The 22,178-nt window shown below is 39.7% G+C and carries 19 protein-coding genes; 15 read left to right on the forward strand and 4 right to left on the reverse strand.

Annotated features, from left to right (window positions below; translation table 11 throughout):
- The first annotated feature begins 352 nt into the window (after positions 1-352).
- The 5 genes from carB to CUN59_RS13275 all read left to right on the forward strand — a co-directional run bounded on the left by carB (position 353) and on the right by CUN59_RS13275 (position 8,924).
- Positions 353-3,661, forward strand: coding sequence for a carbamoyl-phosphate synthase large subunit (gene carB, locus CUN59_RS13255; protein ID WP_104388290.1), 3,309 nt, complete (start codon positions 353-355; stop codon positions 3,659-3,661).
- A 578-nt stretch (positions 3,662-4,239) separates the two neighbouring features.
- A complete protein-coding gene (locus CUN59_RS13260; RefSeq protein WP_104388291.1) occupies positions 4,240-5,196 on the forward strand; it encodes an RNA polymerase sigma factor, RpoD/SigA family in 957 nt (318 codons plus the stop codon).
- A 220-nt stretch (positions 5,197-5,416) separates the two neighbouring features.
- Complete coding sequence (locus CUN59_RS13265; RefSeq protein WP_104388292.1) at positions 5,417-5,761, forward strand: DUF760 domain-containing protein; 345 nt, start codon at positions 5,417-5,419, stop codon at positions 5,759-5,761.
- Positions 5,762-6,065: 304 nt separating this feature from the next.
- Positions 6,066-6,488 carry an 8-oxo-dGTP diphosphatase MutT gene (gene mutT, locus CUN59_RS13270; protein ID WP_104388293.1) on the forward strand — a complete coding sequence of 141 codons (423 nt, stop codon included), beginning with the start codon at positions 6,066-6,068 and terminating at the stop codon, positions 6,486-6,488.
- Positions 6,489-6,899: 411 nt separating this feature from the next.
- Entirely contained in the window at positions 6,900-8,924 is a 2,025-nt protein-coding gene (locus tag CUN59_RS13275) for an elongation factor G (RefSeq protein WP_104388294.1), read from the forward strand.
- 99 nt (positions 8,925-9,023) lie between these two features.
- On the opposite strand, the gene CUN59_RS13280 is transcribed toward CUN59_RS13275, so the two are convergent.
- The 4 genes from CUN59_RS13280 to CUN59_RS13295 all read right to left on the reverse strand — a co-directional run bounded on the left by CUN59_RS13280 (position 9,024) and on the right by CUN59_RS13295 (position 13,903).
- Positions 9,024-9,224: a hypothetical protein gene (locus CUN59_RS13280; protein ID WP_104388295.1), complete on the reverse strand. Its 201-nt coding sequence runs from the start codon at positions 9,222-9,224 to the stop codon at positions 9,024-9,026.
- Between the two features lie 12 nt (positions 9,225-9,236).
- Positions 9,237-10,367: a CO2 hydration protein gene (locus tag CUN59_RS13285; protein ID WP_104388296.1), complete on the reverse strand. Its 1,131-nt coding sequence runs from the start codon at positions 10,365-10,367 to the stop codon at positions 9,237-9,239.
- A gap of 143 nt (positions 10,368-10,510) precedes the next feature.
- Positions 10,511-11,998, reverse strand: a complete 1,488-nt coding sequence (locus tag CUN59_RS13290) for an NADH-quinone oxidoreductase subunit M (RefSeq protein WP_104388297.1) — start codon at positions 11,996-11,998, stop codon at positions 10,511-10,513.
- Positions 11,999-12,046: 48 nt separating this feature from the next.
- Complete coding sequence (locus CUN59_RS13295; RefSeq protein WP_104388298.1) at positions 12,047-13,903, reverse strand: NAD(P)H-quinone oxidoreductase subunit F; 1,857 nt, start codon at positions 13,901-13,903, stop codon at positions 12,047-12,049.
- A gap of 758 nt (positions 13,904-14,661) precedes the next feature.
- Between CUN59_RS13295 and CUN59_RS13300 the strand changes: the two genes are divergently transcribed.
- From CUN59_RS13300 to CUN59_RS13345, 10 genes are all read left to right on the forward strand, one after another.
- Positions 14,662-14,970, forward strand: a complete 309-nt coding sequence (locus CUN59_RS13300; RefSeq protein WP_010995042.1) for a carbon dioxide-concentrating mechanism protein CcmK — start codon at positions 14,662-14,664, stop codon at positions 14,968-14,970.
- Positions 14,971-15,063: 93 nt separating this feature from the next.
- Positions 15,064-15,408: a carbon dioxide-concentrating mechanism protein CcmK gene (locus CUN59_RS13305; RefSeq protein ID WP_104388299.1), complete on the forward strand. Its 345-nt coding sequence runs from the start codon at positions 15,064-15,066 to the stop codon at positions 15,406-15,408.
- 6 nt (positions 15,409-15,414) lie between these two features.
- On the forward strand, positions 15,415-15,720 hold the full coding sequence (gene ccmL, locus CUN59_RS13310; protein WP_104388300.1) for a beta-carboxysome shell vertex protein CcmL: 306 nt from the start codon (positions 15,415-15,417) through the stop codon (positions 15,718-15,720).
- Between the two features lie 108 nt (positions 15,721-15,828).
- On the forward strand, positions 15,829-17,490 hold the full coding sequence (gene ccmM, locus CUN59_RS13315) for a beta-carboxysome scaffolding protein CcmM (protein WP_104388301.1): 1,662 nt from the start codon (positions 15,829-15,831) through the stop codon (positions 17,488-17,490).
- Between the two features lie 185 nt (positions 17,491-17,675).
- A complete protein-coding gene (gene ccmN, locus CUN59_RS13320; protein ID WP_104388302.1) occupies positions 17,676-18,500 on the forward strand; it encodes a beta-carboxysome scaffolding protein CcmN in 825 nt (274 codons plus the stop codon).
- 131 nt (positions 18,501-18,631) lie between these two features.
- Complete coding sequence (ccmO, locus tag CUN59_RS13325; RefSeq protein ID WP_104388303.1) at positions 18,632-19,417, forward strand: beta-carboxysome assembly protein CcmO; 786 nt, start codon at positions 18,632-18,634, stop codon at positions 19,415-19,417.
- 89 nt (positions 19,418-19,506) lie between these two features.
- Entirely contained in the window at positions 19,507-20,046 is a 540-nt protein-coding gene (locus CUN59_RS13330; RefSeq protein ID WP_104388304.1) for a Uma2 family endonuclease, read from the forward strand.
- Between the two features lie 98 nt (positions 20,047-20,144).
- Complete coding sequence (locus CUN59_RS13335; protein WP_306460518.1) at positions 20,145-20,540, forward strand: DUF29 domain-containing protein; 396 nt, start codon at positions 20,145-20,147, stop codon at positions 20,538-20,540.
- 212 nt (positions 20,541-20,752) lie between these two features.
- Positions 20,753-21,571 carry a TlyA family RNA methyltransferase gene (locus tag CUN59_RS13340; RefSeq protein ID WP_104388305.1) on the forward strand — a complete coding sequence of 273 codons (819 nt, stop codon included), beginning with the start codon at positions 20,753-20,755 and terminating at the stop codon, positions 21,569-21,571.
- Between the two features lie 95 nt (positions 21,572-21,666).
- Entirely contained in the window at positions 21,667-21,933 is a 267-nt protein-coding gene (locus tag CUN59_RS13345; protein ID WP_207765423.1) for a hypothetical protein, read from the forward strand.
- Positions 21,934-22,178 lie beyond the last annotated feature (245 nt).

Consider the following 22,178-nt stretch of genomic DNA (forward strand, 5'->3'; position numbering starts at 1 on the left):
CAGTTCGGCTTCGCTCACTGTTGACCCTGAGCGAAGTCGAAGGGTCAAATGTTCTTTGCCCTTACAAGGCTGACACCTCGTATTAGTTGAGAACGATTTCGGTTTTTCCCGCCTTATATCTCACCACTGAATTTGGTACTCCAAATTCAGTGGGGGACTTACGGCGAATAGTTAAAACCAACCGTTTCACAACACGGGGGAATAAGAGTTGGATAGGTTTTGTGCGTAAGTCCTCTTCTTTTTTTACTCCAACTGAATCAAAACCCGAAAACTTACAAAAGAATAGCATGATAAGGGGTAAAGACCCTTAAAATAATCAAGATTTGTATTTTTGTCATCTAAGGTAAAAACTATGCCCCGTCGTCAAGACATCAAAAAAATTCTCTTGTTAGGTTCAGGTCCCATTGTCATTGGCCAAGCCTGTGAATTTGACTATTCTGGAACTCAAGCCTGTAAAGCTTTGCGAGAAGAAGGCTATGAAGTGGTGTTGGTAAACTCCAACCCAGCTACTATTATGACCGACCCGGAAACAGCCGACCGCACATATATAGAACCGTTGACACCAGAAATAGTAGAAAAAGTTATTGTCAAAGAACGTCCAGATGCTTTATTACCAACGATGGGAGGACAAACCGCCCTCAATATTGCGGTTGCTTTGGCGAAAAATGGGGTTTTGGATAAATACAACGTTGAGTTAATTGGTGCAAAGTTACCCGCCATTGAAAAAGCCGAAGACAGAAAACTGTTTAATGAAGCCATGGAAAAAATTGGGGTAGCAGTGTGTCCTAGTGGTACAGCCTCAACTTTGGAGGAAGCAAAAGCGATCGCTCTGCAAATTGGTACATATCCCTTAATTATCCGTCCAGCCTTTACAATGGGGGGAACTGGTGGCGGCATAGCCTATAACCAGGAAGAGTTTGAAGAAATGGCACAGGTGGGTATTGATGCTAGTCCCGTTTCCCAAATTCTCATTGACCAATCTTTATTGGGTTGGAAAGAGTATGAATTAGAGGTAATGCGAGACTTAGCAGATAACGTCGTCATTATCTGTTCTATCGAAAATCTCGACCCCATGGGGATTCATACAGGGGATTCTATCACTGTTGCCCCCGCCCAAACCCTCACCGATAAAGAATATCAACGGTTACGGGATATGGCAATTAAAATTATCCGGGAAATTGGTGTAGAAACCGGCGGTTCTAATATCCAGTTTGCCGTAAATCCCGTCAATGGTGATGTGGTAGTAATTGAAATGAACCCCCGCGTCTCTCGCAGTTCGGCTTTATCTTCCAAGGCTACAGGTTTTCCCATTGCGAAAATTGCTGCTAAGTTAGCTGTGGGTTATACTTTGAATGAACTACAAAACGATATCACTAAAAAAACTCCCGCTTCCTTTGAACCGACAATTGACTATGTGGTGACAAAAATTCCCCGGTTTGCCTTTGAGAAATTCCCTGGTTCTGACTCAGTGCTAACAACGCAAATGAAGTCAGTGGGAGAAGCAATGGCCATCGGGCGGACATTTAATGAATCTTTCCAAAAAGCTTTGCGTTCTTTAGAAACCGGACGCGCTGGTTGGGGTTGTGATAAAGCCGAAAAATTGCCCAGTGGTGAACAAATTCGCGCCCAGTTGCGGACACCTAACCCAGAACGCATCTTTTCTGTACGTCATGCTATGCAGCTAGGAATGAGTAATGAGGAAATCTACGAACTGACCGCCATTGACCCTTGGTTTTTAGATAAATTGCAAGAAATTTTAGAAATAGAAAAATTTCTCAAACGGACTCCTTTGCAGCAGTTGACAAAACAGCAAATGTATGATGTGAAGCGGAATGGTTTTAGCGATCGCCAAATAGCTTATGCTACAAAAACCAAAGAAGACGAAGTTCGCACATATCGCAAACAGCTAGAGGTTATCCCAGTTTACAAAACCGTGGATACCTGCGCGGCGGAATTTGAGGCACTAACCCCATACTATTATTCTACCTACGAAGAAGAAACGGAAGTATTACCAACGGATAAACCCAAGGTGATGATTTTGGGTGGTGGTCCCAACCGTATTGGTCAAGGAATTGAGTTTGATTATTGTTGTTGTCATGCTGCGTATTCTCTACATGATGCCGGGTATGAAACAATTATGGTCAATTCTAACCCAGAAACAGTTTCTACAGATTACGATACCAGTGATCGCCTGTATTTTGAACCATTAACGAAAGAAGACGTTCTCAACATCATCGAAGCCGAAAACCCCATCGGGATTATTGTCCAATTTGGTGGACAAACACCTTTAAAATTAGCCGTACCCCTCCAAGAATATCTTCAACAACAAGCAGCCATTTCTAATATTTTACAAAGTGGGGAAATCCAAAATCCAAAATCCAAAATCCAAAATACAGAGATTTGGGGAACATCACCCGATTCTATAGATATGGCGGAAAACAGGGAACGGTTTGAAAAGATTCTGAAAGAATTAAACATCGCCCAACCACCTAACGGTATGGCGAGAAGTTACGAAGATGCGTTAATAGTCGCTAAACGAATTGGTTATCCTGTAGTAGTCCGTCCTAGTTATGTACTAGGGGGAAGAGCGATGGAAATCGTTTATTCTGATACTGAATTAGAACGTTACATGACCTTTGCTGTGCAAGTAGAACCAGATCACCCGATTTTAATTGATAAGTTCTTAGAAAACGCCATTGAAGTAGATGTAGATGCGATCGCCGATCATACTGGTAATGTCGTCATTGGTGGCATCATGGAACATATCGAACAAGCGGGGATTCACTCTGGTGACTCAGCTTGTTCCTTACCTTCCATTTCCCTCTCTCCTGCCGTCCTCAATCAAATCCGTTTATGGACGGTTCAACTAGCACAAGCTCTATCTGTAGTTGGGTTGATGAATATTCAATTTGCCGTAGTCGGTGCAAATGGTTATTCTCCTCAAGTTTATATTTTGGAAGCTAACCCCAGGGCATCACGGACAGTTCCTTTTGTCTCTAAAGCCACAGGAGTACAATTAGCTAAACTCGCATCCTTAATTATGTCGGGTAAAACCTTAGAAGAATTAAACTTTACAAAAGAAGTCATTCCTTCTCATATTGCCGTCAAAGAAGCGGTTTTACCATTTAATAAATTCCCTGGTACAGATACCATTTTGGGTCCGGAAATGCGCTCAACTGGTGAAGTAATGGGTATTGACAGCGATTTCGGCCGCGCCTTTGCTAAAGCAGAATTAGGTGCAGGGGAAAAATTACCGCTTCAGGGAACTGTATTTGTTTCCATGAGTGACAGAGATAAATCTCTAGCAGTAGATGTCATTAAGGAGTTTATTAAGTTAGGCTTCACAATTATGGCCACCCAAGGGACACGCCAAGTCCTTCAAGAACAAGGATTAGAGGTGAAATCAGTTCTCAAACTCCATGAAGGTCGTCCTCATGTCCTAGATGCAATTAAAAATGCCAACATTCAACTGATCATTAATACACCTTCGGGAGAAGAAGCTCATGCCGATTCTAAATTAATTCGTCGCACCGCTTTAGGCTACAAAATCCCCATCATTACCACTATTGCAGGTGCTAGAGCCACAGCCGCAGCTATCCGTTCTCTGCAAAACACGACTTTAGATGTGAAGGTGATTCAAGAATACTGTCCGATGGGTTAATTGTCTAAACTATGATTTTTGTGATTGTGATGATTTTCATGATAAATCTTGGGGACTTTACCAAAAACTAATCATATTCATCAGAATAATCCCAAAAATCATAGTTGAGACATTGTTAAGCAATTGTTACGGAAGAATGATTATGGTTATCATTGAGATATATTAACAAATATGAGGAAGCTGTGTTTGCCGCTAAAAATCGCGCTCAATCCCTGTCAGTGCTAAATTTTCAGTAATTTTAGGGTCTTAGGTGATATCGAATTACTAGGAAGGTGCGGGTTTCTCGGTAGTCAAGTAATTCTCATAAATGTTACAATAATTAATATTGCGGAAAACACAAAAAATCTATGACTTGCTACCTTGTATCTAACTATAGATACTTGTGAAAACAAGGAGATAGATGTAACCTTTACCAATTAAGTACCTAATTGACCAAAAATATGGCCAGCGATCATTTACTGATCGTTTCAGTTACTAAACGCAATCTGGGTTTCTAGCCCAATTGGGTAGTATTGCCCGAAAATATTATTCTCTTAACGACCCTATCAGTAAACCCACCATTATCAAAGAGTAGCACCATGAAGACCGCTCAATCAGCCACCGACCTCGTGCGGACTTACCTGCGTGAGATTGGCCGTGTGCCACTCCTCACCCACGAAGAAGAAATTTTTTATGGTAAACAGGTGCAACGATCTACTGCCCTGCATGAGATCAGAGAAGGTCTTGCTACCCAGTTAGGTCATGAACCAAGTTTAGAACAATGGGCGGCAGCCTCTGGTTTAGAAGTATCAGAATTAAATCAGGCGATCGCTGAAGGTGAAATCGCTAAACGGAAAATGGTAGAAGCCAATCTCCGCTTAGTCGTTTCCGTTGCCAAAAAGTACATTAAACGTAATGTTGATTTACTTGACCTCATTCAAGAGGGCAGTATTGGAATGCAAAGAGGTGTGGAAAAATTTGACCCGACCAAAGGTTACAGATTTTCTACCTATGCTTATTGGTGGATACGTCAAGCCATTACCCGGGCGATCGCCGAAAAAGCCCGAACTATTCGCTTACCTATTCATATTACTGAAAAACTCAACAAAATTAAAAAAGCCCAGCGCCAACTATCCCAAGGACTAGGACGTGCGCCCACGGTAGCGGAATTATCCCAAGAATTAGATCTAACACCTAAACAAGTACGAGAGTATCTAGAAAAAGCCCGTCTGCCATTATCTCTAGATTTGCGCTTGGGAGATAACTATGACACCGAACTGGGAGAAATGTTAGAAGATACCGGCGCAACACCAGAAGATTTTGTCATGCAAACTTCCCTTTCCTCCGACTTAGAACGGATGATGTCAGAACTTACCCCCCAACAAAAGGAAGTCATTAGCCTCCGTTTTGGTTTAGCAGATGGACAATCTTTAACTTTGGCTAGAATTGGCGAAATCCTGAATATTAGCCGGGAACGAGTGCGACAAATTGAACGCGAAGCCTTAAATAAACTTCGTAAATCCAAAGCCACTATGAATGAATATCTTGCTAGTTAGTCCGTTGTTTTCTGGTTGATGGGTGGTCAAATTCCACCCACACTCATTCATGATGTGAAAAACACTCCCTTTTTGGTACGGTTTCACCGACTCCCTCTTTAGGAATAGACTGTTAAATTAGTTAACATGAATATACAATAGTCAACTAAATCAAATAAAAAGTATCAGTTATTCCAGTCACAAATACCGTCGTTAGTAGTGGCAGTATAGGAGGTCAAACGTGAGTAACCAATCAAATCGAGTATCGGAATTTTTTAATAGTGATTCAGAAACAAGTAACTTATTATGGCAATATGTTAAATCATTAAGTCCAGATACTGTCACCCAATTATCTAAACCCACTTCTAATGAAGTGTTGCAGGTAATGGAACGGAATATTATAGGACTTTTAGGAAATTTACCCTCGGAACAATTCGGTATTACTATTTCCACCAGTCGTGAAAGCTTAGGTCGCTTGTTAGCATCAGCGATGATTAGCGGTTATTTTCTGCGGAATGCAGAACAAAGAATGAATTTTGATATGGTTATACAAGGAATAGAAGCGAATAATAGCGAAGTAGAATAAGATTATTTTCGGAAAAATCTTAAAATAAACAGGACTTACGCAAAATAAAACGAAAGTAGGGGTAATTCATGAATTACCCCTACGAAATAATCAGGGTTGCAGTTACATCTTGCGTAAGTCCTAATAAAGATCAACTCGGTGGAAATATAGTAATTCTACCGAGTTTTGTTATGATTGATTGGTAATGGGTGATTGGTAATTGGCAAGAAAGAATTTATTCCCTATTCCCTATTAGACAGTTTCAGATTCTTTTCCACCAGATGTCTATTCCCCATTCTCTATTACGCATTACCTATTACCTATTATGATTGAAAGCAATTCTTCTATACCGCATAAAATTATTGGTGTTGCTGTTATTTGGAATGACGAAAAACAGATTTTAATTGATCGTCGTCTTCCTCAAGGTGCAATGGGTGGTTTATGGGAATTTCCAGGGGGAAAAATTGAAATTGGTGAAACTATTGAAGAATGTATTAAACGAGAAATTGCTGAAGAATTGGGAATAGAAATTGCAGTTGGAAAACATCTAATTACTATTGATCACACTTATAGTCATTTACGGGTAACTTTAACAGTACATCATTCTCAACATTTAGCAGGTATTCCCCAAGCCATCGAATGTGATGAAATTCGCTGGGTGAGTTTGGATGAATTGGATGAATTTACTTTTCCAGAAGCGAATGGGGAAATTATCGCGGCTTTGAGGAAAGGTGAAAATAATAATTAATGAGTTATTTAGATTGGCTAAATTCAGCCAATTTACGGCGTGATTGTATAATCAAAAACCCTGAAATTAAAGTAGTGCAAGCAAGATGCTTGCATCCCATACCTATATAATCCTGTGACTCAATTACTAACCCCTTTACAATCCCTAAAACATAGATGTCAAAATCAGGATATCCAACATGAAAACAGGAATTTTATCACCAATTACCAAATTCAACTAGATCAATAGCAATTTGCATTATTACTTAATATTTCTTAATCTAAATATTACAACAAGCTACGATTTTGATTAACTCAGATTAAAACATGGATAATAAAAAATTAAAGCAGGAATAATTCTCCTGACAAATCAATGAATTACTCCTGAAAGTAACTAGAATGCGGTTGAGGGAATCACCGTAAAGGAGGGTTTATGAACAAAAACGTAAAATCCAGTTCGCGGAATGTGGCAATTGTTGGCCCTTATTTAAGTGGCAAAACAACCTTACTGGAAAGTTTGTTATTTGTCACAGGTGTAATTTCTCGTAAAGGTAATGTTAAAGACGGGAATACTGTGGGAGATAGTGCAAATGAAGCACGAGATAGACGCATGAGTGTGGAAATATCCACAGCAAATACTGAATATGAAAATACACGCTTCACATTTATAGATTGTCCTGGTTCTGTAGAATTTGCCCAAGAAACATATCATGGTTTGATGGGAGTTGATGCTGCAATTGTAGTTTGCGAACCCATTAAAGAGCGAGTTTTAACATTAGCGCCATTATTCAAATTTCTCGATGATTGGGAAATTCCCCACATCGTATTTGTGAATAAAATGGATAGGGCAAATATTCATGTTTTAGAAACATTAAACGCCCTTAAAGCTTTTTCTAGTCGTCCCTTAGTTTTGCATCAATACCCCATAATGCAAGGGGAACAACTCACAGGATTTATTGATATGGTGACAGAAAAAGCCTATCAATATCATCCTGGAGCACCTGCTGATTCTATCACATTTCCAGAAAATTTAAAAGCAGAAGAACATCTAGCTAGAGCCGAAATGTTAGAAACTTTGGCGAATTTTGATGATCATTTACTGGAAGAATTATTAGATGATATCGAACCGCCTCAAGAAGAAATTTTCAAAGATTTAAAATTGGAATTAGGTGCAGATTTAGTAGTACCTGTTTTCTTTGGTGTGGCTGAACAAGATTTTGGGGTTAGACCTTTATTAGAAGCATTATTAAGAGAAGCACCGGAACCAGAAACCACCATGGAACGGCGTTTAGGAACAATTAGTGATACTCCTGTAGCCCAAGTTCTGAAAACTTTCTATACTCCCCAAGGTGGTAAACTTTCTTTAGTGCGGGTCTGGCAAGGAATATTAACTGATGGTATTGTTTTAAATGGGGTCCGTGCTGGTGGTCTTTATCGCTTGATGGGACAACAACAACAGTCAATTAATCAAGCTGTTGCTGGGGAAATTGTAGCTTTAAGTCGGTTAGAAGGAATTAAAACCGGAGAGACAATTTCTACTAATTCCCAAATTAAACCATTACCAAAAGCGGAACAATTAGAACCAGTTTTTGCTTTAGCTATTACTCCCGAAAAACGCAATGATGAAGTTAAACTTAGTACTGCTATTACTAAGTTATTAGAAGAAGATCCGGCCTTAGCTTGGGAACAACATGGTGATACCCATGAGGTGATATTATGGGGACAAGGGGAAATACATTTGCAAGTTACGTTAGATAGATTACGCCGTAAATATAATTTACCAATGTCTACTCATCTTCCCCAAGTTCCCTATAAAGAAACTATCCGTAAACCTGTAAATTCTGTTCATGGACGTTATAAACATCAAAGTGGTGGCCATGGACAATTTGGAGATGTTTATTTAAATATTCAACCATTACCCAGAGGTGAAGGTTTCAATTTTCATGAAAAGATTGTTGGTGGTGTTGTTCCTAAACAATATATTCCTGGTGTCGAAATGGGTGTGCGGGAATTTCTTTCACACGGGCCTTTAGGTTTCCCGATGGTGGATGTGGCGGTAACATTAACCAATGGTTCTTATCATACCGTTGATAGTTCAGAACAGGCTTTTAAACAAGCTGCACGGTTAGCGATGCAGATGGGAGTGACCCAAGCACAACCAACGCTATTAGAACCGATTTTAAAGGTAGATGTGAATACTCCCAGTGAGTTTACTTCTAAAGTTTTGCAACTTTTAACTGGTAGACGGGGGCAAATTTTGGGTTACGAAGGTAGACATGATTGGCAAGGTTGGGATAATATTTATGCATATTTACCCCAAGCGGAAATGCAGGATTTTATTGTAGAATTGCGATCGCTCACTTTAGGTGTTGGTTCTTTCCATTGGGAACAGGATCATCTGCAAGAAGTACCAGAAAAGTTAGCTGAACGCATTTTACAGCATATTTCATTCAAATGAGGTACAACCATAATCAAACTTTTGTGGTGCGGGCATCTTGCCCGCAAAATCTGTACCTCATACCTGTTAAAAGTTTTTTCATCCATTGCGGAAACCAACTTAAAAATGAATAAATTCTCCTGTTTTGTTCAACAATTTATAAATACTAGGAATGCAACAGGTTCGCATTAAAGCAACTTCTAAATAACGTACAGTATCCCAAGTAAATTCATATCTTAAAAGCATATAAGCAATTTGAATATGATCTTTTTGAGGTTCAAGTTGCTGAATTAGCTTGAGGTTTTGATAACGATTAAACATTTCAGAATTACCCTATTTATTTACTTCTAATAATTGGGAATTTTCTAATCTTGACATCCACTTTTCTAAATAAATTTGATTGGCCTGTTTCTCAGATTGATCTTGTGTATCTAGGGGATAAGGTAAAAGTCCTAAAATTGCGGCTGTAGTTACACAAAACATAGACTTTTGGAAACTCATACAAATCTGCACTCGCAAATCATCTTCACTTCTGAGACTGTGACGATAAATATTATGTAAGTATTCTGGCAAATAATGGCGCATATCCTGCATTAATAATGTGGGAGGAATACCTGCACCACCAATAGGTAAAGGATCGGCGTATAATGCACCGTATTGGAATCGAGATTGATCTAGGGGAACTTGATATGCTTGGGCGTTTAAAGAAACTGTTCCTAAAAATGGTGTACCTCTAAAAAATACCGCTTCTACATAGGGAATGGCGGTATCTGCAAGGAAGGTTAAACCAACTGAGTTGGGAATCAGATCATAGACTTTACCGCCTATTTTGACGCTGTATGTAATTGGTTTAACTGCATCTGCAACTAAACCTTGTTTAATATGTTCTACAACTTGGGGAATTGATTTAATTTCGCCTTTGTCATAGCGATCTGATAAATTGAGAAACATATCAGCCATGACTCGCCAAAATTGTCCTAAACCAGTATAATAGGCCGAGACTCGTAACTGTTCGATGAGGAATTCAGGAAACAGTTCATTTAGTGCCAACATCAGGGGATTATATTTAAATTTAGCAGCAATAACAGCTTTAGCTCTGTCTGCAAATTCTTGAGTATCTAAGTATGCGTCTAAACCGCCGCCACCATGCCACATCATGGTTTTCATGCAATATTCGGCATATTCAAAATTAATCCGATCATGCCACAAATGACGGAGTAATTTACTAAAAGTAATATTGCCATCAAAATATTTAAAGAAGGGAAAAAATACTAAAAATTGATGTTCGGCAATATAAATGAGATTTTTAGAATAGGCATCTAAAACTACACCATAACTTTTGAGAATACCGACGACTTCTAATACGTTTTCGGGATTATCTTTGAGTAATGCTTCGCCAGTTTGCAAGCGTTCTACAAATTCAGCTAGGGGGTTGTAAGGGCAATTTTGTTGGGTTGTGATCATGTAATTTCTACGGCAATTCAAATGTCTGAAATATGATTTTTGGGATTTTTTTGATGGCTATGATGATCTTTCTTCCTCAAACAGTTTTAAGCATTCAGTAATCAGTGCGTGGCGTTAGCCATATCACTGCCTTCTGCCTCCTGCTATAGTTCCCGATTTGCTACTAGATGATGGTTATTCGTTTTTACCATAGTGGTAATTGTGGCTTCGGTATAATGTACTAACCAATTGGGTTGAATACCGAAAATAACAATAATTACTGCTAAAATGATGGCAGGTATCCGATCGCTCCAATAGACAGGAGGTAAGTTAGTAACTGCTGCTGATAAGCGCCCGAAAAAGGCACGATTAACAAGAATTAAGAAGTAAACCGCAGTTAATCCTGTTCCTAACATTGCTAATAATGTTTGCACCGGGAAAACTGCAAAACTGCCCCGAAAAAGAATAAATTCGGAAATAAAGCCCACCATTCCCGGTATACCTGCACTGGCCATAACTCCCACAATCATTAAGCTACCAATAACTGGTAAACCTCGTTCTGGGTTAAGTAAACCGCGTAGTACATCTAAATCTCGGCTACCAGCTTTTTTATACACAACTCCCACTAAAAGGAATAACATGGCGGAGATTAATCCGTGACTAATCATTTGCATGACTGCACCCAAGACGCTCAGGGGTGTGGATGCTGCTGCTGCTAACAGGACATAGCCCATGTGTCCGATAGAACTATAGGCTACCATTTTTTTCATATCTGTTTGAGCGATCGCACAAGATGCCCCAAACAAAACGCTAACTACCGCCCACGTGGCTAACCAAGGTGCTAAATAAGCCCAAGCATCTGGTAACAAATCCATGCCAAATCGCAGTAAGCCATAAGTTCCTAATTTCAACAATACCCCAGCTAACAAAACAGAGATGGGTGTAGACGCTTCGACGTGGGCATCTGGTAGCCAGGTGTGGAAAGGAACTAGGGGAATTTTCACACCAAAACCGACTAAAATTCCTCCTAGTAGTAACAGTTGAGTTCCTAAAGATAAACTCTGAAGATTCAAGGTTGCTAGTCCAAAACTGGGAGAACCACTCAACCAAACCATGCCCAAGAAACTGGCTAAAATAACGATGCCTGAAAAAGCTGTATAAATGAGAAATTTCGTGGCCGCATAACCCCGTTTTGCACCGCCCCAAATGGCAATTAGCAAATATAGGGGAATTAATTCCAACTCATAAAACAGGAAGAATAATAATAAATCCTGTGCTAAAAATGCTCCTGTTACCCCTGCACTTAATAGCAAAATTAAGGAGTAGTAAAATCGCGGGCGTTGTTGGGATTCATCACTACTATAAATAGCAATGCAAGTTAATAATCCATTGAGAATGATCAAGGGTAGGGATAAACCATCTACACCCAAATTGTAGTTTAAACCAATGGCATCTACCCAAGGTAGGGATTCAGCAAACTGTTGAGCAATTTCTCCTGGATTAAATTGAGTGGCCAGGAAAATACTCCATACAAAAATAATCACGCTAAAGATTAAAGCTACTAGCCGGGCTATTTTAGCAGTAATACCAGCAGGATAGAAACCAATAAAAGCCGCACCAATTAACGGCAGTAAAATCAAGGTACTGAGCATAGCAGATAGGTAACGGTTGACGGTTGACGGTTGACTGTTCCCTCTTTCCTAAAAAGGCAATTTATCAAATAACCCCAATGACAAACTGATGAGGAAGCCCAGGGTGCTAATAACAACTAAGATTGTTAGCATATAGCCTTGGGATTGACCAGAAATGCTGTATTTCAAACTTTGCCCGCCAAAAATTGCCGCAAAGCCGACTAAGTTTACCAAACCATCTACCAAAAAGCGATCGCTCCACGCGGATATCCTCGATAACAGCGCCACAGCACTTACAATCGTTAAGCGATAAATGCGGTCTATGTAAAAATCATAGCCTAATAAATCTTGGATAAATCGCCAAACCAAAATTCGGGATCTTGACCAAGCTTTGTGGAGATAAATTGTTGCCCCAATAGTGACTCCCGCCACAGTAGAAGTTACTAAAGATCCGACTATATACCAATCCAAACTTTCCCAGCTAGGTAATAAATACCATTGCTGTAGCATTAGGGGTAACAATAGGGTGAGGACGGTTAAAATCACCATCGGTAATGCCATAGGCCAAGACACTTCCGGGGCGCGGCGGGTTTTGGGTTGTGGTTCTCCCCAAAAGATTAACCGAAACACCCTCGTTAAATTTAAAGCCGTCAGACCATTCACCAGAATTAACACCACAATTACCCAGGGGCTAATTTTAATTAAGCCGTCAGCCCAAGCCAACATTGCCCAAAAACTGCCCAAAGGTAATAGAGTTACCATCCCCGCCGAACCGACGATAAAAGCTGTAGTAGTGGCTGGCATTCTCGACCACAAACCCCCCATTTCTGTTAAGTCTTGGGTTTGGGTCGTGTAGATAACTGAACCAGAACTCATGAATAATAGGGCTTTGGCAATGGCATGACTCAGGAGTAAAATCAACGCTACTCCACCTTGTTCTAAACCTACTGCTAAAAATACCAATCCCATGTAAGCACTAGTAGAATGGGAAAGTGCTCGTTTAATATCAATTTGAGCTAAGGATACCAAAGTTGCTCCTATTGCGGTCATTATCCCCACTACAACTAAAGTATTCAAGGCAATGGGGGACAAAGATAATATTGGTTGAATTTTGTAGAGGACATAAGCACCTCCAGCCACCACCAAGGAATTTCGCATTACCGAAGCTGGGTTGGGTCCTTCCATTGCCTCATCTAACCATAGATGCAGGGGAAACTGGGCGCACTTACCCGCCGGACCGGCAATTAAACCTAAACATAGTAAAGTGGATGTGACTGGGTTTAAATCAGTAGTTTGCGACCATTCATACAAATCAGAAAAGTTTAAACTACCCGCCAAATTAGAAAGAGCAACCACTGCCATTAACAGCAATAAATCGCCTACCCGTTTAGTTAAAAAGGCATCTCGCGCCGCCGTCACTACCAAAGGTTGAGCATACCAAAATCCCACCAGTAAATAAGTAGAAAGAGTCAGCACTTCCAGCAAAGCATAGCTGAGAAATAAAGAATCACTAATTGCTAGACCACTCAGGGCGGCTTCAAAGAATCCCACCAAGCCAAAAAACCGGGCTAAAGACCAATCTTTTTCCATGTAGCCTAGGGCATAAATTTGTGCCAATAGACTTAATCCAGTAATTAAAACTATTGCCCCAACACTGACTACGGAAATTTCTAAAGCAAAAGATAATTGAAAATCCGCAGCTTGAAACCAAGTGATGACTAAATTTTCTTGGTCTCGGTTCCAGATATCTTTAAATACTAAGAGACTATGGACAAAACCTAAAATGGTAGTCAACAAGTTGAGGTAGGCAGCAGGTCTTGGCCCTGTCCGTTGGATAATTCCTAGACCCCATGGCAAAGTTAAAATTGCGCCTAGTAAGCTATAAAGAGGCACGAACCAACTTGTTAAAAATAGAAACTCATTCATTTAAACTTTCCTTGACAACATAGTCTCGATTCTCTTAAACAGCCTTTAAATAATCATTTGCTCAAAAAACAATATTTTTGAGAAAATCTATCTTTTCTTAACTTTTTTTGCGTTCAAGATGTCTAAGCATCTTTACTTGAGATTAATCTAATGTGCGGCAATTAATATAATTTTACATTTTAGATATTCTGCTAATTTTGGCATAGGATTTTTTATTTTTCTGGTTTTTTAAAATTATTGTTTGATCTACTAGAGTAAAATTTGCTTAATTTTACTTAGTAGTTCTGAAAATAGCCAACCATGATCAAGATATAGCAAATACTCAAATGGTTAGGAGATAAACAAATTGTCAAACCAAGACATAAATAGACTTTGGAGGTTATCACCTCCCATCTATCGTCTGTCACATCTCCAGAGTTATTTGCCAATCCATACCATATCTGTCCTCGGCTGATGCTCATAATTAAAGAACTAGTCCGGGATACCAACTATAGTGGTTCTAAATGTCATAAAGAAATTATAAAGCATAAGTGGTGACTCTAGGGATCAGTGAATTTTAATGTCACAAAAGACCCTATGAAGTTTTGTTAAGTTTTCTTAAACTATTTTATTACAAACTATTATAGTAATTTATGTTGCCAGGGATGCCAAGGTTTCATAAGCTTAAATATGGCACTATTTTTTAGCTCAAGATGAGCATCCCCGTCCAAAATTTCCATCCATAGTTCTGATTCGATTAATTTTTGAGGAGTTCTGCGATGCCAATTGCAGTTGGAATGATTGAAACTAAGGGCTTTCCCGCAGTAGTAGAAGCTGCTGATGCCATGGTTAAAGCTGCCCGTGTGACTTTAGTAGGATATGAAAAAATTGGTAGTGCTCGCGTTACAGTTATTGTGAGGGGAGATGTCTCTGAAGTGCAAGCTTCAGTAGCGGCTGGCATTGAAGCAGCCCGAAGAGTTAACGGTGGTGAAGTGGTATCCACTCACATTATTGCTCGTCCCCATGAAAACTTAGAATACGTTCTGCCAATTCGTTATACAGAAGCGGTAGAACAGTTCCGCACCTAGTCTAATTACTGTTTAAACGAAAAACATTAACGGGGCTGCCTGCTTGAGTTTAAATCTGGTACAAGTAAAAATTTAATTTAAGGACAAAAACAAATGTCAATTGCAGTAGGAATGGTAGAAACGTTAGGCTTTCCCGCAGTAGTAGAAGCTGCTGATGCTATGGTAAAAGCCGCCCGTGTAACTTTAGTCGGTTATGAAAAAATCGGTAGTGGTCGGGTAACAGTTATCGTGCGTGGTGACGTTTCTGAAGTGCAAGCTTCCGTAGGCGCTGGAGTAGAATCTGTTAAGCGTGTTCATGGTGGACAAGTTCTATCTACTCACATCATTGCTCGTCCTCACGAAAACCTAGAATATGTCCTACCTATTCGTTATACCGAAGATGTAGAACAATTCCGGGAAGGTGTAAACGCAATTCGTCCTTTCGGTAGAAGACCATAATTAATAATGCAAATTGCCAGAGTCCGTGGCACAGTAACTAGCACCCAAAAAGATCCTAGTCTGCGGGGTGTGAAGCTACTAATGTTGCAATTAATAGATGAAGATGGCAATCTCCTGCCAGAGTACGAGGTAGCAGCCGATAATAGTGTAGGGGCAGGAGTAGATGAGTGGGTACTTGTCAGTCGTGGCAGTGCTGCTCGTCAATTGCTGGGCAATGAACAACGACCCTTAGACGCAGCAGTAGTAGCAATCATAGATACAATTCACGTTGAAGATCGTCTCATTTACAGCAAAAAAGACCAATATAGATAGTCAGGGAAGAGGTAATTGGTAATGGGTAATAGGTTGAAACTTACCAATAACTAATAACCAATAACCAATAGCCACTGACAAAAAGCTTATTTCAGGAGGAATCTCGCAATGGTAGTCCGCAGCACGGCGGCACCCCCAACCCCGTGGTCAAGGAGTTTAGCAGAACCCAAGATCCATAGCACTGCATTTGTACACTCTTCTTGTAACCTGATTGGTGATGTCAATATAGGTGCAAATGTAATCGTTGCTCCGGGGACTTCGATTAGGGCAGATGAAGGTACACCTTTTTGTGTGAGTGAAAACACGAATATTCAAGACGGTGTAGTTATTCATGGGTTGGAGCAAGGCCGAGTCATTGGCGATGATGGTAAAAAATACTCGGTATGGATTGGCAAAAGTGCTTCCATTACCCACATGGCCCTGATTCATGGACCTGCTTACGTTGGTGATAGTTGTTTTATTGGCTTTCGTTCTACGATATTTAACGCCAGGGTGGGTGCAGGTTGCATTGTGATGATGCACGCCTTAATTCAAGATGTAGAAATACCACCTGGTAAATACGTAGCTTCTGGATCAGTAATTACTACCCAGCAGCAAGCGGATAGATTGCCAGATGTACAAGTACAAGATCAAGAATTTGCTCACCATGTAGTGGGGATTAATCAGGCTTTACGTGCCGGTTATCACTGTGCTGCGGATAGCAAGTGTATTGCACCCATTCGGGATGAACTTAATCTTTCTGGGGCTAAATCTTATACAAGCATTGAAGTTGAAGAGTTAGAAAGGAGCAGTGACGTGGCGAGCTATAGCTTGGGTGCAGAAACAGTAGATCAATTACGTTATCTACTAGAGCAAGGATTTAAAATTGGTACAGAACACGTAGACCAAAGACGTTTTCGTACAGGTTCTTGGCAAAGTTGCCAAGCAATTGAAACCAGGTCTTTAGGTGAAGCTGTTTCGGCTTTAGAATCTTGTTTGAGAGATCATAGTGGCGAGTATGTGCGTCTATTTGGGATTGATAACAACAGAAGACGAGTATTAGAAACAATTATTCAACGTCCTGATGGTGTGGTTGCTGGTGCATCTAGTTTTAAAGCACCTACAGCTACATCTAACTCCAGCTATAATGGCAATGGTAACGGCAATGGTGTAGGCAGTTCTAAACTGAGTGCGGAAACTGTAGATCAAATCCGCCAACTGTTAGCAAACGGTTACAAAATTGGTACAGAACACGTAGATGAGCGCCGTTTCCGTACAGGTTCTTGGAATAGCTGTCAACCCATTGAATCTAATTCAGCTAATGCAGTGGTGTCTGCATTAGAAGATTGTATAGAGACACATCAAGGTGAGTATGTGCGTTTGATTGGCATTGATACCAAAGCTAAACGCCGTGTATTGGAAACAATTATCCAAAGACCAAACGGACAAGTAGTGTCTTCTGGTAGCACAAAATCATTTAGCAGTACAAGTTCTGCGACGGCAACCGCAACATCGACAGTTAGTAGTGGCCGTTTAACGGCGGAAACAGTAGATCAGTTGCGCCAACTGTTGTCTAGTGGGGCAAAAATTGCAGTTGAACACGTAGATCAACGCCGTTTCCGTACAGGTACTTGGTCTGTTGCAGGTCAAATTCAAGCCACATCAGACAGAGAAGCGATCGCCGCATTAGAAGGATATGTCTCCGAATATCCCGGCGAATATGTGCGTTTAGTTGGGACTGACCCCAAAGCAAAACGCCGCGTATTAGAAGCAATTATCCAACGTCCATAGAGGTGGGGGAGCAGGGGAGTAGGGGAGAAATTTTCTTCCTTCTTCTTCTTTCTCACCCCTACACTTCTGTACGGGCGAAGCATTCCCGCGATTAATTATTGGTTTGTTGCACAAACTATCTTGGGAATGCTTCGCCCCTACTCCTGATAAATCGTCTATTTCCGGCTTCCGAGGTAATAAATTCCATGTCTGTATCGCTGCTACGTCTGGGCGATAGATTTGATTCCCATATAGATGGTGATGTAATGATTCATCCCAGTGCAGTAATAGCTCCTGGGGTAATTTTGCAAGCAGCTACCAATAGTAAAATTGTCATTGGTGCTGGGGTCTGCCTGGGTATGGGGTCAATTCTCCAAGTAAGTGAGGGTATTCTAGAAATAGAAGCAGGAGCTAACCTGGGAGCCGGTTTCTTAATGGTTGGTGAAGGTAAAATAGGGACTAATGCTTGTGTTGGTGCAGCTACAACGGTTTTTAACTGTTCCGTAGCGCCAGGGCAAGTTATTCCTCCTGGTTCAATTTTGGGAGATGGTAGTCGGCAAGTTGCTGAAGTTTCAACTCAAGAAGTACAATTGATTGATAATCCAATAGAGCAACCAGAAGCACCAGAGCCAAAATCGGCATCTCATGATTCTGAACCAGAGGAACGAGAAAAACAGGAACAAGAAAAACAGGAACAAGTTACTGCCTCAACTCAAGTCTCAGTGGCGGCATTTATGGAGTTTAAGCACCAATCTACGCCCGTATCTCCACCTTCACCTATACCCAAAAGCCAGTCTCCTCCCAGTTCAGAACCGTCTGAGATTGGTGATTCGACATCTAAAGAAACTATACTCCCAGAACCTCAAGAAACTAGCACTCAAGATTTACAACCAAGTGAGTCTGATACTGACACTCACAATATTTTTGGTACACAAATTTATGGACAAGGTAGCATAAATAGGCTGCTAACTACTTTGTTTCCCCATAGACAATCTTTGGGCAACCAAAACTCTGACAATTCTTCAGGTTAAGTGTTAAGTATTAAGTATGGAGCGCAGTGTGGCATCAGCCATAGTGTGAACTTGAGTCTATATTGAAATATTAGTTTCCATTACCTGTTTCATTGAAGACCCTATACTAACCTTATCCTGGAAAATCTTAGATGGACACTTATAATCAAAACGCTTTGAGTACCATTCATGCACCTCATCGCCGTGATAGCCTCAAAGATACTGCTTTGGGTTTAGTCTCAACCCTGAGTTTTCCCGCTATAGTTGGCACGGCTGACATGATGTTAAAGTCGGCTGGAGTCCACTTAGTTGGCTATGAAAAAATTGGTAGTGGTCACTGTACTGCTATTGTTAGAGGTGGTATTGCTGATGTGCGCTTGGCGGTCGAAGCTGGTGTACAAACGGCTGAACAGTTTGGACAATTAGTTTCTAGTTTGGTCATTCCCCGTCCTTATCCTAATTTAGATATAGTTCTACCTATTAACCGTCTTTCTCAGATGATGTCAGACGGTCAGTATAGTCGTTTGAGTAATCAAGCCATTGGCTTAGTTGAAACTCGCGGATTTCCAGCTATGGTGGGTGCTTGTGATGCCATGCTTAAAGCTGCTGATGTGCAATTAGCATCTTATGAGAAGATTGGTGCTGGTTTGTGTACAGCAATTATTCGCGGTACGGTGGCTAATGTGGCGGTAGCTGTGGAAGCAGGGATGTTTGAAGCTGAACGCATTGGTGAGTTAAATGCAGTGATGGTAATTCCTCGGCCTTTAGATGAGTTGGAACAAACTTTGCCTGTGGCTAGTTGCTGGTTGGAAGAACGCGAACCAATTAATATACCTATTAATATTAAAGATAAAATAACTGATGTGGAAGCGGTAGAGTTGCCTGATTTGGCAAAATTGCCTGTGAGAGTGAAGGAAGAACTTTGGAATGAAGAATAATACTGGTCATTGCTACAATCGTTAGTTTAAACGGAAAACATATAATCAAATATAGTCAAATATTTCCGTAGTATTTCAGGAGAAAACCTATGTCTTTTACAGTGAAAGAACTGGAAGAAATACAGATAGCATATCCCGACTATCGCATGGAATTAGTAGATGGGAGTATTGTTATTATGAGTCCGTCAGGTTATGAATCAGAAGAAGTAGGAACTGAGTTTGCGCGAATTTTGGGTAACTGGGTAAGACCTCGTAAACTAGGGCGTGTAGTTGGTTCTAGTGCAGGGTTTAAATTACCAAATTCTGATTTACGTGCGCCTGATGTTTCTTTTGTTTGTGCTGATAGACTCAAAAAATCAACGGAAGATTATGTAGAATTAGTTCCTGATTTAGTAGTTGAAGTAAAGTCTAAAACTGATTCTATAGATAAACTGAGAAAAAAGATTGAAGATTTTATGAATTTAGGTTCAAAAGTGGGGATTTTAATTAATCCTAAAACGAGAACTGTAGAGGTTTCTTGCAATGGAAAAATGGTGATTTTTAAAGATGGTGATATTTTAACTCTTCCTGACTTATTACCTGGTTTGGAAGTGGCAATTTCTGAAATTTGGTCGCCTGTTTTTGAGTAGTTTGTACTGTAAGTTTTCCCTCCATCATGTCATGATATTCTGACAAATTTGTTCGATATTGATTATTTTGGGTAATTGGTTAAATAAGAGGTAAAGTTATGAGTGTAATTAGTAATTTAGAGTATTTACAACGACTCTATGAAATTGACGATTATGAATGGTTATTAACCAATATTGAGTTATTAAAACAAAAGCATTTTGATGATTTAGATTTACAGAATTTAATTGAGGAGTTGGAAGACTTGGGAAATGAAAAGAAAAATGCTGTAGAAAGTTTATTCCAGCAAATTATTAGACATTTATTATTATACCAATATTGGCAACTTGAAGTTTCCAGGAACTCTGGACATTGGCAAGCTGAAATTTATGGTTTTCGAGATCAGCTTAATACTAAATTAACTACAAATTTACGCAAGCATTTAACCGAAGAACGTCCAAAAATCTACCAAAGAGCTTTAGGATATGTACAAAGAAAAACGGCTCTTCCAAATTGATTTTCCTGAAGAATGTCCTTATACTTTTGAGGAAATCTTAAATATTGATTATTTACCTAATTGATATTACCAGATCCGCGACTTCTCAACTCAGGGATCTTTGCTGTGCTATAATCAAACAGGGGGTAAAAATATGGAAGAGATCGCGGTTTAATGGTTTATCATTGTCTTGCTGATAATAGTATTTTACAGAAGTAAGAAAGCAGGTAAAATTGGCTAAACAACGATTAGATACATTATTAGTAGATTTAGGATTATGTCCCTCCCGTCAGCAAGCACAAAGGTTAATTCAAGCTGGAGAAGTGACTGTCAATCAACATAAGATTGATAAAGTCGGGACTGAGGTAGATATTACCGCCCAAATTCAAATTAAAGAACGTCCTCCTTTTGTGTCCCGTGGTGGGGAAAAACTAGCAAAAGCTTTAAAGTTTTTTGAGATTTCTGTAACTGATAGAATTTGTCTAGACGGGGGAATTTCCACAGGTGGATTTACAGATTGTTTATTACAAGCCGGTGCGAGACAAGTTTATGGTGTGGATGTTGGTTATGGACAAGTTGATTGGAAAATTAGAAATGATGAACGGGTAATTTTAAAAGAACGTACCAATTTACGCCAACTACAACCGGAAGAATTATATGCTGAAAATGCCATATTTCCTGATTTAGTAGTTGTGGATGTTTCGTTTATTTCTTTAACTAAAATTTTGCCGGCAGTATGGCAATTAACACAAGCACCGAGAGAGGCTATATTGCTAGTAAAACCACAATTTGAGGTTGGCAAGTCTCGCATAGGTAAAAAAGGCGTTGTCCGCGATCCTGATGACCAAGCTGATGCAATTTTTAATGTGATGAAAGGGGCGTTAGAGTTAGGATGGAAATATAAGGGTTTAACTTGGTCGCCAATCACAGGACCGGCGGGAAATATTGAATACCTTTTATGGTTGGGAATGGAAAGCGAAATCATGCCGCCAACTTTAACTGCAATTCAAGAAATTACTAAACAAGTCATGCAGGAGTTTGGGAAAAAATGATGAGTAATCAAGGTTAAAAGTGATTTTTTAGCAGTTTGACAGATAAATGTGTTTGATAGTATAAAAAGTAACATTTTTTATACCAAGTTTTGTTTATGCTTGATAAAATTATTGACGCATTAATTGGGGAAACATTACATGAAGTCTTAGATAAATTAAAGTATAGTGAAATACGATTAAAATTGTTAAATAACTTTGGTTTAAGACCAGACACATCACCAAATGATTTTGAGGGAGTTTATGTTTATACTTTAATTGAGTATGGTGTAGGTAAACAAAAAAGGTTCTTCCGTACCTGTTACGCCAAATATGAGTTTATTTACCCCATAACCCATATGAATAAAGGCTTTCATTGTTTTTAATACCAAATTTATGTCAAATTAACCGATGAATTCAGGTAAAATCCTTGCCATATCAGGATTTTGGGGTTTGGCAAAATAATTTAGCATAAGAAGTACGGAAGAGCCCAATTTCATTAAAATATCGTCAATTTAACATGAATTGCAATTTCCCTAAGTTGGTTTCCCAGAAATTACTTAAGCAGCTATTTCTGCCTTTGTTTTTAGTTTCCTTATTCATAGTTTTTTGGGACAATAGCTTCACACCT

Origin of the sequence: Cuspidothrix issatschenkoi CHARLIE-1 (genome assembly GCF_002934005.1) — a bacterium.
GTDB classification, from domain to species: domain Bacteria; phylum Cyanobacteriota; class Cyanobacteriia; order Cyanobacteriales; family Nostocaceae; genus Cuspidothrix; species Cuspidothrix issatschenkoi.

What these genes read in the sequence shown, in the direction of transcription:
- CUN59_RS13295 (WP_104388298.1), bottom strand. Translation starts at nt 13,903, where the DNA reads ATGAATGAGTTTCTATTTTTAACAAGTTGGTTCGTGCCTCTTTATAGC.
- CUN59_RS13345 (WP_207765423.1), top strand. Translation starts at nt 21,667, where the DNA reads ATGCTTGATAAAATTATTGACGCATTAATTGGGGAAACATTACATGAA.
- CUN59_RS13330 (WP_104388304.1), top strand. Translation starts at nt 19,507, where the DNA reads ATGTCTTTTACAGTGAAAGAACTGGAAGAAATACAGATAGCATATCCC.
- ccmN (WP_104388302.1), top strand. Translation starts at nt 17,676, where the DNA reads ATGTCTGTATCGCTGCTACGTCTGGGCGATAGATTTGATTCCCATATA.
- CUN59_RS13285 (WP_104388296.1), bottom strand. Translation starts at nt 10,367, where the DNA reads ATGATCACAACCCAACAAAATTGCCCTTACAACCCCCTAGCTGAATTT.
- CUN59_RS13260 (WP_104388291.1), top strand. Translation starts at nt 4,240, where the DNA reads ATGAAGACCGCTCAATCAGCCACCGACCTCGTGCGGACTTACCTGCGT.
- CUN59_RS13300 (WP_010995042.1), top strand. Translation starts at nt 14,662, where the DNA reads ATGCCAATTGCAGTTGGAATGATTGAAACTAAGGGCTTTCCCGCAGTA.
- mutT (WP_104388293.1), top strand. Translation starts at nt 6,066, where the DNA reads ATGATTGAAAGCAATTCTTCTATACCGCATAAAATTATTGGTGTTGCT.
- CUN59_RS13275 (WP_104388294.1), top strand. Translation starts at nt 6,900, where the DNA reads ATGAACAAAAACGTAAAATCCAGTTCGCGGAATGTGGCAATTGTTGGC.
- ccmO (WP_104388303.1), top strand. Translation starts at nt 18,632, where the DNA reads ATGGACACTTATAATCAAAACGCTTTGAGTACCATTCATGCACCTCAT.
- CUN59_RS13335 (WP_306460518.1), top strand. Translation starts at nt 20,145, where the DNA reads ATGAGTGTAATTAGTAATTTAGAGTATTTACAACGACTCTATGAAATT.
- ccmM (WP_104388301.1), top strand. Translation starts at nt 15,829, where the DNA reads ATGGTAGTCCGCAGCACGGCGGCACCCCCAACCCCGTGGTCAAGGAGT.
- CUN59_RS13280 (WP_104388295.1), bottom strand. Translation starts at nt 9,224, where the DNA reads ATGTTTAATCGTTATCAAAACCTCAAGCTAATTCAGCAACTTGAACCT.
- CUN59_RS13305 (WP_104388299.1), top strand. Translation starts at nt 15,064, where the DNA reads ATGTCAATTGCAGTAGGAATGGTAGAAACGTTAGGCTTTCCCGCAGTA.
- carB (WP_104388290.1), top strand. Translation starts at nt 353, where the DNA reads ATGCCCCGTCGTCAAGACATCAAAAAAATTCTCTTGTTAGGTTCAGGT.
- ccmL (WP_104388300.1), top strand. Translation starts at nt 15,415, where the DNA reads ATGCAAATTGCCAGAGTCCGTGGCACAGTAACTAGCACCCAAAAAGAT.
- CUN59_RS13290 (WP_104388297.1), bottom strand. Translation starts at nt 11,998, where the DNA reads ATGCTCAGTACCTTGATTTTACTGCCGTTAATTGGTGCGGCTTTTATT.